Raw genomic sequence first — 12,104 nt, forward strand, 5'->3', positions numbered from 1 at the left:
CGGCTGTTGCGGTGTAGGATTGAATAAGTCACTATACCGCAAACGGGCCATTTAATTGAATACAATAGGGGCGTCACTGCAACAAATTTCTATGAGAAAAGGGATAGGGAAATGAAAAGGTATGAAGAAGTTGAGTACTGGGATTTGACAGATAATCCCAAAAATGAAATTTACAAGGGTCTTATAAAAGTGCTATGTAATAATTCAGATAGGTTTTATTTTATCACAAGGAAAGAACTTAAATACAATAAAGAAATAATTGCACAATTTGTGCCTTATGTTACAGAGACTTACAAAACGAAAAAATGGGCGGGAACAGAAACAAAAGGTCCTGCTGCAACTGTTTTTGTTATGGAATCCAACGAAGAAACCTATAAGTTATTAGTAAAATATGCAAATAGCTTATATGACTGGGTTGCTCCAGAATTACCTGAGGACTTAACATTTATAAAAAATAACTTTATTTGGTTTTCTTGTACGACACACGAGGAATTTGCAGGTTTTTCAATACGCTCAGATTATTACAAGAATCTAATGTTTGGAATTGAAGGTTTGAAGTTGGAACACATAGAATAAAATTTCTTCCACAATCGGGCACAGTTGTGGAAGAAGCACTGTGCCTGAATCGGGCCAGTTTGTTGAACAAAAAAGCTGTTAAAAACCTTAATATTAAGGGTGAAATAATGGACATTGATGTTAAACTCGTTGAGGAATTGGTGGATACTCAATTCCCAGAATGGGCTAATCTGACAATAAGGCCGGTTAAACATGGAGGAAATGACAATCGGACTTTTCACTTAGGCGACGAAATGGCGATTCGCCTGCCTAGCCATAAATCATATGAACCTCAGGTAGAGAAAGAAGCAAAGTGGCTGCCGAAATTATCCCTACACCTTTCTTTTCCAATAACTGTCCCTATCGGAAAAGGCAAACCTACGAAGGATTATCCTTATGTTTGGTCGATTAATAAATGGATAGATGGAGAAACCGTGACACAAGATAATGTGGATCTTAATCAGTTCGCACGAGATTTAGCCAAATTCTTAAAAGAAATGGAGAGCATTGATGCCAGCGAAGGTCCAAAAAGCGGTGCTCATAATTTTTATAGGGGTGGAGATTTAAGTATCTATGACTCTGAAACAAAAGAAGCTTTAGATAAACTTGATATAAGGGTAACATCTCTGATTTACCCTGAACGATGTTAGCTTTAGTACTTTCTTTAAAATTGTGACTCAGCAAAATGTATGAAAAACGAGCAAAATTTGTTGAGGAATTGAATGATATTGATTAATGATGGAAGAAAGAATTACTTTAATATCCTATTTTCATGTGTGTTTTCATATTGTTATTGCTAGCCAAGCTTACGAATTGGTCAGGCATTGCTGGACTACCTACAAGTAGAGTTGCTCCTGATTTATAATACGCTTGCCAAATAATTAATGAACAATATAGAGTAGACAAATTAAATGAATCTTTAAGAGCACCTACAGTTACTTTATAAGTTTTATTAGAGCTAGGACCACCTGTGCCAAATTGAGAATTTGCCCAGTTTGCTGCGTTATTTGCTAATGTGGAGTTGTTATGTCTTACAACTATAGTTTTGGGGTACTTTGTAAACCACTCTTTCATAGGAATAACTTTTGGTTTTGCCCAGGACCTGCTATGTGTATTACATGAAGTGTAGACGGGTGTACTAAGCCTGCATGACCGCTTATATTTTTACAGATATCTGTGTTGTTAATGCATTGAGTATTTGGAGTATACAAGATATCTCCAGACTTGGCAGTGTAGTTATTGGATGTTGCTAAAGTACTTAGTATTTGATCTTCCTCGTCTACATAAACCCCTGAAGGAGTTTCCTCTAGAATTTTCTCAAATAATATTTGTTGTTCTTTTAATTCCTCTTTTGAAAAATCAGTATTCCCTGAGGTGTTGGCAAATGCATTTCCTAAGTTAAAGTTAAAGCTGAGAAGTAATACTAGTAGTCCCAATAATGTTTTTTAAAATTCTGACACCCTTTCTGATTAAACAGTTTTTTTGTATTTTACAGTAGAATACCATAATTGGATTTCAAATACGCCATTTTTTTTGAAAATTAGTAAACCATGGAGAAGTTAAAAGTACAAACTATCGGAAAAAAAGAGGTGATAATGTAATGAATAAAAATATTTTAATTTATATATTGATAATTTCTCTAATAGCAATGTTTATCTATTTTAATTATGAAAATTACAAGGTTGGCGAAGTGGAAGAGCGGGAAGAACTTTTAGTTGCTACTACATTTGATTTGGTTGAAAACCAGAATATTAAAATGGAAGATATCGAAAATATAAAAGTTTATAGATTAAATACAGGGGTATATCCTTTTTTTTATAATATCGTAGTTGTATTGAAAAACGGAAAAGAATTTTATTATGAATGGGCAGATAAAGACAAGAAAAAGTTAAATATAAAGTGAGAATGAAAATTCGTTGAGATGAAAGCGACAGGAGTTAGAAGATTTTTGGTGTACCTAGCTGACAAAACAGATGAGGTATATGAGCGAGAAGTGCAACAGGCAGTCAAGCGGTTTTTATAGGAACAGGTGACCCCTTTCTTGGGCGACATCCTGACCTGATCTAAAAGTTAGACGTGACGTTTGTCAATGTCTAGAAGCGGTAGCGGAGCGAGGGTGGTTTTTCCGAGTGAGCATAAGGAGCGGAAAGGCATTGACAAACAGATTACACCCGAACCCTCTCGGCTTGGAACAAACCACGTTTGTTCCTGCCTACCGGCGAGGAGTGAAGATATGAAGAATTCTATACGATTTACATTCGGGTATTTAGGATACTTCTTAATTGGTCTAATGGCCATACGGGCATTAATTGTTCAAAACGATAAAATAGTGTTTGCTATATTATTAGTTGGATCATTGTTACTTATTGACTATATTGCCTCTTTCGAAAAAAACATGGAACACCGAAATATAGTGGATACATAAAATCTATTTTAATTGTTGCTTTTTTATTTTCGGGATTTTTAATGCTTTAATTTTCTTAATCAAACGGGCCAGTATCTGAATTCGGAAGTCCTTCGAAACATATCTTATTAGAAAGTATGTTCGAAAAGGTGATGGGGGATATTGGATAGTCAACTTATTTCATTTATTTATGGTTTGCAAACGGAAAACCCTAAACAAGCAGTAGAATTATGGATATTGGGCGTGAAGAATCGAAGTGGTGCCGTACAATATGCCGTGTTTTCACCGTCTCTTCAGAAACGTACACAGAAACAGTTTGAAGAAAAGGGTTGGGTGACTGGACAATCAAGTCCGTGGGTTGGCAATGTTCATTTTGTAAAAGTAAATAAGATTAGCGATTCAAAAGTAAGATATACAATTGCATATGATTTATTAACTTCATACGCAAACTTTGGAAGAGGATATAAGGTTATTACTGTTGAAAAGAATCCAGATCCTAATAGAACAAATTGGTTTATTACTATAATAAAAACAACGTATTTTCCAAATGAAGCTATTACTCCTGCTGAAACAGTGGCTAAATAAAGCCCAATTTATATCAATTACTTGAAATAGAAAAAATATCTTCTTCAAGTAACGGGCGCAATTCCAAAGTAGGGTTGTGCTGTAATCGAGCCATTTTGTGAGAAGTAAACGATGGAGGAGAAAAAAATGGGTGTTAAAAGAAAATTAGGAGCACTAATTTTAACAAGTGTTATTGTAATGTCTGTTGTATTTTGGTTCGTGCAAAAAGAGCCGTATAGTACAGAGCTAGTTATGGATTCATTGTGGGATAAATATGAAGTGCAAAGTACTCAAATTGGCATTACTGATCCTGTTATAACGATAGACGTATACGATAAAAATGATATACCTGAAGTTGAAAAGTATTTAAAAGCCAAATTGTATAAAGATGATTTAGAGCACTATGAAATCGAGATATTTTCTCGGTGGTCGTGAATTATTTGTAAGACTATAATAAACTATTTAACACAATAGGGCGCATTGACGGAATATGGTTTACACAGGAATTGGGCCAAAATTGCGAACAAGATAAATCAGAAGTTCTGATATTAAAAAGACTAGATAATCAGTATTTTATATTTGTGGAAGAGGTATATTGAATGCGAAATAATGAATTAAAAGCGTTGGAAATACCGAAGTGGGGACGCTATTTACGAAGGAAATGGCTTGAAAACTTTGCTGGTCATTTGACAGATGAAGAGCAACGAGAAATATATATGGATTCATTTTTATGGCATTTATGCAGTTATGAAAAAACGGAATGTCTTGAAAAGGAAGAAGCAATAGCAGCATTCGAAAGACAAAAAAAGAAGAAATGTACGATTTTTTATCAATATATGAATGATGCATTCTTAGTTGAAAATGCGAAAAACCTCAAAGTGAATGATTTACCGTATGACGAAGATGCAGACCTAGATTCCAGAGATATGTACGTTATGGATTGGGACGGTAACTGGACATTTATTATTACACATGAAAACGATTATCTCGGTCCATATTTTATTTTAAATTTCTAAACACAACTCCGCTAACGGGCGCGTTTGTGTGATAAGGACAGTGCATCAAACGGGCCACTTTGCAGCATAATTAAACTTAATGAGGTGAGCAATGAAAACGTTATTAAAAATATCTTTAGTGTTTTTATTAACATTATCTTTAACTGGTTGTCTTGGAGAAGACTACGATTTTTCTCCCCCAACAGTTTCTCTAATTAATCCAGATGATATTAACCAAGAAGTAGAATTAGAAGAAACCAATATCGAGTGGTATTCGGATGAACAATACAATAAGAAAACGGATGATATTCAAGCGTTAGCAAAAAAACAAGAACCAATGCACTTTAATTCCGGACAGAAAGTTGAATATACCCTTGAAGAAGGACATTTCGATTCTGATGGAGTAAGTGTTTCAGTTTGGCAAAACAACAGTGAGACAAAGTTGGAAATTGAAGAAATTCAATCCTTCTATTTACCAAATGAAGCCGGTGAATATGTAATTGTGTTTGATCTAGATACTAATAAAGGAAATGCTCAATATGTAGGGAACATTGTGATTGACTAAATAATATTCCATGCCTGCTAATCCCTGCCGAATAGCATTCCGTTTCAATCTTCTTGCCATGTATTGCATTTATTCAGGAATCTACATTCGATTACGTCCATTCCCCAATCGGGTGCGTTTGCGGGATAAGGACAGTACCTCAAACGGACCATATTGAGAACGGAGGAATTAATATGATTAACGCAACAATTCTAGGTTCGATTGTGCTTGTTTTTGGGCTTGCCTTAATTGCACTTGTGATTTGGTTAGTAAGGAGTTTGAAATCTAAAAACAACTAATTAAATTTACATAATCGGGTGCGATTGTAGCACAAGAAATTAAAGGGGTGGTGATTGCCATCTCTTTTTTATTTTGACCTGTGCAAAATAATACTTAAAATAGGTGCAAATTAACTCCTAAAGTGACAAGCAATCACAAAAACGACAACAGGGTATACTCTGTTGTCCACTGCCGAAGGGAAAAACTAAAAAAACGCCCGCGTGGAGGACGGTTGTTTATAGAAAGAGTGATAACAAATAAGTGAGTTTGAAAACTATTGCAAAAAAATGATGAAAGACATTAAACAAAGATTTCAGACGAACTGCTTGTAGAAGTCGTCTGGAATGCACAGAGAGAGGGGTTAACTATGAGTGAACAGGTTCTCTTACAAAAGCTCAGGAAGAATATGCAGGACAAGTAAAGAGGAACGGTTCCTATGAAGGGATCCGTTGCTCTTTTTTATCGCAGATATACTATGGGGTGTAAGTGTACCAGTAAGCTTAGCCCATAAGTTTCATTCCTATATACCTTAAATTTATTAATTAGCAAAATTGAAATCTACTGTAATTGTATGCGTTGATCCTTCCATTCCAGTTACATGAACCTTAGCGCTGCTCCAGGCTCTTGGACCACCATCTCCAAGGACTCTAGTATTATAATTAAATCCTGTATTATAGAAGAAAGTATTGTAGGCTGGAGTTTTGGACAGCTTATAACCCCAATAAGTTGAGGAATGCGCATTAACTTTTCTGTTTGTCACAACATACATAGAATCTGGTGTCCAACTACCCCAGACTGAATCTAACCTGATTTGTGTGCCACTTGCATTTAAGACATAGTCTACAAATATTTTAGCAGTTACACCATTTTCTTTTTTGTCTTTTCCCTCTTGAACGAAAGGTTTAATATCAGAAGGGTTTAAAAACTCTAATGGAATAAAAACCTCATAGCCTTCAACTGAATTATTTTCTGAGTCAACCGAATTTTTATCAGAGTTAACTGAAAATGGTTTTGTGATCTCTGTAACTATTGGATCTAAAAACGTAGTTTCTCCAGTTTGATCATTTGTAATACTAACTTGAACTGGGTTTTCTTTTAATTTTGTTTCATCTTTACTATTCGCATAACTTATATTCGGTTGCAAAAGTCCAAAAAGAAACACTGCAGTCAAGAGCGAAATAAAGTTTCTTTTCTTCATAGTAAATCCTCTCCTCATTTTTTCACTATCGTAATATATGCTCTGCCGATTAACTATATGCAAAATTCAAAGTAAATTTAGACAGATAAATTATCCGTGCTAGATGATGTTTCTAACCTTTATGTTTAAAACACAGAGTCTCATGAAAGCGACGGATATGATATCCAGGGATTGGTTTAACAAGGAAGGAATAATTAAAGTAGGATTTTGATATATGCTCATATATTGAACAGACCATTTTAGGTGAATTATTTTGAAACTCTTTTCGTTTTGGAACATATTATAATGGTAAAATAAAGGTTTGGGGGGTTGTTCATGAAAAAATGGTCAACTTATATATGGAAATTAATTTGGGTTATTGGTTTGTTTTTCTTATCAATTGCCAGTTTTGATATTTTAAATCATTTTAAAAATAGCTCACATATCAACACTACTTCTTGGGCTAGTTCTATTATCCTCTTTTTGTGGGGTATTTATCTATCACTTGTCTTTATAAAAAAATGGTCAATAAAAATAAATGTACCTTTACTTATTTGCGTATTTATTCCTAGTTTCCTCTTTTCATTAATTCCTCTACTAACATCAATTCTTTCTATTTCTATTCCAATTGGCATGTTGTTTCTAAAAATTTTTAGTTCAAATTTGATTGAAATTGTTGCTGGTTTAACATTCATGTTAAGTATTTTCGACAATTCTAAAACCGAGAGTGAATAAACCAACAGATACAATCACTTTGAAAGTTGTTTCTTGTGTACATTTAATATCAACAACTGGTAATGAAGAATTTTATCGAAAACTTGGATTGAAAAAACTGAAAACTGGAATGGGAAGGTATTTAAATCCAAGTCTAAGTGATGAATATTTAGAGTAATTTTTCTTGTTCAACAAACGGGTGCGTTTGTTGAACATCGCTTTGCCAACACGAGGGGTTTTTCAATAGCTCAGATATGAAATAACAAAAAGAATCCATTTTGAACAATTACTGTTCAAAATGGATTCTTTTAATATTCTAGCATCCATCAACCGCGGAATGGCCACCAGACGCCTCGGCCGAACGATACGGTAATCGCTGGAATCAGAAGCGGCAGGATGATGAGGCCATACAGCAAAAGACCTGTAATGACGATGGTTGCAATCTGTACAAGGCTCAATACACCGGACGGCATCATGGCACCGAATGTACCGGCCAAGATGACAGCTGCCGTGATGATGACTGTACCCATCTTCGCCATGGAAATCTTCAATGCATCGGCAATCGTACTTCCTTTGATGCTCTCTTCACGGAAACGGTCGAGTAGGAAGATTGAGTAATCGACTCCGAGTGCAATCAGCATGATGAATCCGAAGAATGGAACTGCCCAGCTGATGCCGTCGTAGCCCAGAATATTTACGAAAATCAACTCCGTCACGGAAATGGCTGTGTAGTAAGTCAGCAGCAACGAACCAATCATATACAGTGGCATGATTGCAGAACGGAAGAGAATCGTCAATACAACGAACAGTCCCACCAACATGATTACCACGGTCCGGGTAAAGTCTTTCGATGAAATATCATCAAGGTCTGAGTTCATGCTGGAAATACCGGCAAACGCAACTTCGGTATCTTCAAACGGAGTACCGATGACAGAAGTTCTTACGCTGTCCTTGATCGCATGTACGGTGGTAATCGATTCGCGGGCATAAGGATCATCTTTCAAAATGACTTCCATGAGAATTCCGGTTTCATCGCCGAATGTATAACGATCGATGACTGGCTGGAACTCTTCTTCACCAAGTGTACCTGCAGGAATGTAGATTCCTGTATCGCGGATGCTTGGTGTTTCACTCATATCTTTCAGCATATCCGTCACTTCAGTGAGCCCTTTGCTGATTTCAGTGAGACCATTTTTAGAATCAGTAACTCCTTTGGCAAGTTGACCAAGTCCGTTGCTCAGCTGCCCGATCTGAGAACCGGACCCTTCAATCTGGCCTGCAGCACCATTCAAACTTGATGAAATCTTACCGAGTTCTGTACTTAGTTCATTCAAACCGCCTGCAGCCTGAGCAGCTGGCATTCCTTGCGACAGTCCTCCAGCAATTTGACCGAGCTGGTCATTGATCTGCCCGATTCCTTGTGCTGCCTGACGTAATCCGGCACCGCCTGACGATGCTTCAGTTCCGGACGGCAGCTGGCTTGCGGTATCGTTTAGTCCGCCTTCAACTTGCCCGAGTCCGTCTTGAACGCTTTTTATGCCGTCGTTCGCTTCTTTTAAGCCATCGGAGATTAACCCTAACTGCTTATCGACATTTAAATCGTCGATCTGTTCACCCGTTGGACGAGTAATCGTACGGACGGATTTCACTCCATCCACTTTCTCTAAGTTACGGCTGATTGTCTCTAAGTAAGGGACGTCTTTTTCATCAACAATTGAATTTTTGTCTTTCAAAATGACCTGGACTGGTAGAGAATCCCCCTTACCAAATCCTTCAGAAATCAAATTCAATCCTTTTACGGATTCTTTCGACTGGTCGATTTCATCCACAGTATTAAAAGAAAGGTCGTTGTCGTACGTTAGCAATAATGGCACCGTGATGACAGCGACGATGGCCATGGAGAGCAATGGACGTGAAACCGACAGCTTGCTGAAACGGATCCACAATTTACTGTCATTGTGAGTCGTAGCTTGTTTTGCTGGCCAGAACAATTTGTCTTTCAGCAGCATCATGAACAAGGGAACAACTGTGAATAGCACGAGTATCAGAACTGCGATTCCGACAGCAACCGCAACTGCGGATTTAAAGATTGGGAAATCTGCGAATCCGATTGCTGCAAAGCCGATGAATACGGCAAGTGAACTAATAATCAAAGTTCGGCCAGCGGTTTTGTACGTATTCACAATCGCTTCTTGGATTTCATGCCCTTCAATTAACTCTTCTTTGTATCGACTCAAGAGCAAGATACAGTAATCGGTACCGAGACCGAATAGAATTGCGACTAGGAAGATCTGCGTGTAATTGGAGACCGGGAATCCGAACCAATCGACGAAGAATGCAACAAGTGATTGGCTGAGTAAGTACGTAATCCCGACAGCGATCAATGGAACGATTGGTGTCACGATTGAACGGAACACGATAAGCAGCAAAGCAAAGATAAGGACAACGGTAATGACTTCCGTTTTCTTCAATCCTTCTTGCGCGCTGTCGTTCACATCATTATTGATGATGGCTTCACCAGTCAAATAGACAGTTGTGTCTTTCGGAAGCATTTCAGAACGGATTTTATCGCTCAGATCAATGATTTCTTCTTCTGAACCGTCTACTGTAATCGGAACGAGCACCGTCTTTTTATCTTCCGAGACGAGTTGGTCCTCAATCTCTTCGCTTTCAAATGGATCCATGACATCGGTCACAGGTTTTCCTAAATCCGAAATCTCTTTTGCTGTGGCCTGGACTGCTTTTTTGTCTTCATCAGTCACGGCGTTGTCGAAGTCATAGACGAGCGAAAGTGTATCTTCTGAGGCACCTGCTTTTTCCAGGATATCCGCAGCTTTTTGAGAATCGGCATCATCGGCCAATTGGAATGAACCGGCATCTTCCGCCTGCTTCGCAAGATCTGGAGCAACGAACAGTAATCCGATTGCAAGACCGAGCAGGACGATGAAAATCGGCCACCTGAATTTCAATATCGTTTTCATTGGTCATACTCCCCCATTTGTAAAATATCTTTCAGTTTACGGAACGTGCTAACGAATTGAACCAATTCTTCTTCAGATATTTCATCATGAAAGAGTTTTGCAATCGTTTCGTTAATCGCCGTATTGGATGCAGCAAGAATCTCTTGGCCAGCATCTGTTAGGCGCACCACTTTTGCGCGCTGGTCTTGCTCGGAACGTTCTGTTCTCACTAATCCTTTGTCTTCGAGTTTCTTCAATCGCGCCGTGATGGCACTTTTGTGTACGCCTTGTAAATCAGCTAGCTTGCCGTTTGATAATGAGCCATAAGCAGCTAAAAGCTTTAACGTTTGGATCTGTTCTGGTGAATATTCTTTCCATATTGGAGATTGAACTGATTTTAGGAAATGCTCAGTTCCGTAAATAATTACTTCCTCGAATAACTCAATCGCTTCTAATAGTGTTTCTTTCATAATCAGTTCACCCCCTAAACCATTTACTAGTTTAGGGGATAAACTATCAGACGTCAACTAGAAAGATTCTGATGAACTAGGTACACATTCCGGAACTGCTCATGTGCTAAACTAATAGAAAAGGAGTGATAATGATGGACGGTAAAAACAGAAGTGATATTCATCCAGGGTTAAGAGTGGCAGTCATTTTAAAGAAAGACCAAAGAAGCGGTGTGAAAACAGAGGGTGTGGTCAAAGACTTATTGACGAATTCAGCTCATCATCCTCACGGCATTAAAGTGCGTCTTGAAGATGGACAAGTCGGCAGAGTGTGTGACATTTTAGAGAACTAAAAATAGCAGCACCCGAATAGGAGGGAGATCATGGAGTTCAAACAAACTCTAGGTATTCAACATCCAATTATTCAAGCACCAATGGCAGGTATTACAACGCCTGAATTCGTTACCGCATGTGCAGAAGTGGGAATCTTAGGTTCAATTGGAGCAGGTTATTTATCTGCCGAAGACACACGTATTTCAATTCAGAAAGTGAAGTCATTAACCAAAAGACCATTTTCCGTGAATCTATTTGTTCCAGACAACACACCTTTTGACCAAGAACAACTGCGCTTAGCGTATTTAGCACTGCAGCCAATCGGTGAACAACTAGGCATGCCATTTTGGAAAGTTCCGTTGTCTGAGCCAGACTTTCATGGGCAGGTTGAAGTAGTTATAGAAGAAAAGCCAGCCGTTTGTTCGTTTACGTTTGGAATTCCAGATGAGGACTCGGTTGAAAGACTTCGGAGAGCTGGAATCATTTTAATAGGAACTGCAACAACTGTGGACGAGGCAATGGCTGTTGAGCAAGCGGGATTAGACATGGTTGTCATTCAAGGTGCTGAAGCTGGCGGACATAGAGGGTCATTTCATCCAGAAGGGCCACTCATTCCAATAGATGAATTGCTAACAGAAGTCCGTGAACTTATTCGGATTCCTATCATTGCGGCTGGGGGAATTGCCAATAACGCGCGCATGGTCGAACTGCTAAAAAACGGTGCATCCGCAATTCAAATTGGAACAGCTCTTCTTGCAACAGAGGAAAGTGGTGCAGCAGATGCTTATAAACAAGCCGTTTTGAATGCAACTTCGGATAATACGGTGATTACAGAGGCATTCTCTGGCAGACCGGCACGTGGTATTCATAATCGATTCATCGAACAGATGAACCGATCTGCAATTGCACCGTATCCCTACCAAAACGATTTGACGAAACGTATCCGAAAAGAGGCCGCTGCCCAAAGTAATTCGGAATTTCTATCGTTATGGGCCGGCACCTCAGTTCATCATACGCAAGCAGGCTCTGTTGAGAGCATTGTAAAAACATTGTTAACAAAACAATAAGCGGGGAGAATGTATTCGTACATTCTTCTCTTTTGAGATGACGGAAAATACAGTATACTTAAA

At 38.2% G+C, this 12,104-nt stretch carries 15 protein-coding genes and 2 pseudogenes; 12 read left to right on the plus strand and 5 right to left on the minus strand.

Going from position 1 to position 12,104, the window contains the following annotated elements; translation table 11 throughout:
• Window positions 1-111: 111 nt before the first annotated feature.
• The gene (locus tag QT716_RS08340; RefSeq protein WP_317935590.1) at window positions 112-576 is read left to right on the plus strand and encodes a hypothetical protein; all 465 of its coding nucleotides are present in this window, start codon (window positions 112-114) and stop codon (window positions 574-576) included.
• Between the two features lie 107 nt (window positions 577-683).
• A pseudogene (locus QT716_RS08345) lies at window positions 684-1,157 on the plus strand (phosphotransferase); the annotation flags it as partial.
• Between the two features lie 154 nt (window positions 1,158-1,311).
• On the opposite strand, the gene QT716_RS08350 reads toward QT716_RS08345, so the two are convergent.
• Window positions 1,312-1,629, minus strand: a complete 318-nt coding sequence (locus QT716_RS08350; RefSeq protein WP_317935591.1) for a hypothetical protein — start codon at window positions 1,627-1,629, stop codon at window positions 1,312-1,314.
• Window positions 1,626-1,991: a hypothetical protein gene (locus tag QT716_RS08355; protein ID WP_317935592.1), complete on the minus strand. Its 366-nt coding sequence runs from the start codon at window positions 1,989-1,991 to the stop codon at window positions 1,626-1,628. Before QT716_RS08355 ends, QT716_RS08350 begins: the two co-directional genes overlap by 4 nt.
• 164 nt (window positions 1,992-2,155) lie before the next feature.
• On the opposite strand from QT716_RS08355, the gene QT716_RS08360 reads away from it, so the two are divergent.
• From QT716_RS08360 to QT716_RS08385, 6 genes are all read left to right on the plus strand, one after another.
• Entirely contained in the window at window positions 2,156-2,458 is a 303-nt protein-coding gene (locus tag QT716_RS08360) for a hypothetical protein (protein WP_317935593.1), read from the plus strand.
• 330 nt (window positions 2,459-2,788) lie between these two features.
• Window positions 2,789-2,980, plus strand: a complete 192-nt coding sequence (locus QT716_RS08365) for a hypothetical protein (RefSeq protein WP_317935594.1) — start codon at window positions 2,789-2,791, stop codon at window positions 2,978-2,980.
• Window positions 2,981-3,121: 141 nt separating this feature from the next.
• On the plus strand, window positions 3,122-3,544 hold the full coding sequence (locus QT716_RS08370; RefSeq protein WP_317935595.1) for a hypothetical protein: 423 nt from the start codon (window positions 3,122-3,124) through the stop codon (window positions 3,542-3,544).
• Between the two features lie 126 nt (window positions 3,545-3,670).
• On the plus strand, window positions 3,671-3,958 hold the full coding sequence (locus QT716_RS08375) for a hypothetical protein (protein ID WP_317935596.1): 288 nt from the start codon (window positions 3,671-3,673) through the stop codon (window positions 3,956-3,958).
• A gap of 164 nt (window positions 3,959-4,122) precedes the next feature.
• Window positions 4,123-4,539 carry a DUF4275 family protein gene (locus QT716_RS08380; protein WP_317935597.1) on the plus strand — a complete coding sequence of 139 codons (417 nt, stop codon included), beginning with the start codon at window positions 4,123-4,125 and terminating at the stop codon, window positions 4,537-4,539.
• Window positions 4,540-4,630: 91 nt separating this feature from the next.
• Complete coding sequence (locus QT716_RS08385) at window positions 4,631-5,083, plus strand: hypothetical protein (protein WP_317935598.1); 453 nt, start codon at window positions 4,631-4,633, stop codon at window positions 5,081-5,083.
• Window positions 5,084-5,879: 796 nt separating this feature from the next.
• Here the strand turns inward: QT716_RS08385 and QT716_RS08390 are convergent.
• The gene (locus QT716_RS08390; protein WP_317935599.1) at window positions 5,880-6,539 is read right to left on the minus strand and encodes a hypothetical protein; all 660 of its coding nucleotides are present in this window, start codon (window positions 6,537-6,539) and stop codon (window positions 5,880-5,882) included.
• A gap of 315 nt (window positions 6,540-6,854) precedes the next feature.
• On the opposite strand from QT716_RS08390, the gene QT716_RS08395 reads away from it, so the two are divergent.
• Window positions 6,855-7,253: a hypothetical protein gene (locus QT716_RS08395; protein ID WP_317935600.1), complete on the plus strand. Its 399-nt coding sequence runs from the start codon at window positions 6,855-6,857 to the stop codon at window positions 7,251-7,253.
• A 19-nt stretch (window positions 7,254-7,272) separates the two neighbouring features.
• Window positions 7,273-7,410 (plus strand): annotated as a pseudogene (locus tag QT716_RS08400) (GNAT family N-acetyltransferase); the annotation flags it as partial.
• A gap of 148 nt (window positions 7,411-7,558) precedes the next feature.
• On the opposite strand, the gene QT716_RS08405 reads toward QT716_RS08400, so the two are convergent.
• Both QT716_RS08405 and QT716_RS08410 read right to left on the minus strand, forming a co-directional pair.
• Window positions 7,559-10,213, minus strand: coding sequence for an MMPL family transporter (locus QT716_RS08405; protein WP_317935601.1), 2,655 nt, complete (start codon window positions 10,211-10,213; stop codon window positions 7,559-7,561).
• Window positions 10,210-10,662, minus strand: a complete 453-nt coding sequence (locus tag QT716_RS08410; RefSeq protein ID WP_317935602.1) for a MarR family winged helix-turn-helix transcriptional regulator — start codon at window positions 10,660-10,662, stop codon at window positions 10,210-10,212. The genes QT716_RS08405 and QT716_RS08410 overlap by 4 nt, the downstream gene beginning before the upstream one ends.
• 134 nt (window positions 10,663-10,796) lie before the next feature.
• Here QT716_RS08410 and QT716_RS08415 point away from each other — a divergent pair, with 134 nt between their 5' ends.
• Window positions 10,797-10,994 (plus strand): YwbE family protein, encoded by a 198-nt coding sequence (locus QT716_RS08415; RefSeq protein ID WP_317935603.1) that lies wholly within the window; start codon window positions 10,797-10,799, stop codon window positions 10,992-10,994.
• Window positions 10,995-11,024: 30 nt separating this feature from the next.
• Entirely contained in the window at window positions 11,025-12,041 is a 1,017-nt protein-coding gene (locus QT716_RS08420) for an NAD(P)H-dependent flavin oxidoreductase (protein ID WP_317935604.1), read from the plus strand.
• Window positions 12,042-12,104: the final 63 nt, after the last annotated feature.

The sequence above is a fragment of the Sporosarcina aquimarina genome, from assembly GCF_033253705.1.
Lineage (GTDB): Bacteria > Bacillota > Bacilli > Bacillales_A > Planococcaceae > Sporosarcina > Sporosarcina aquimarina.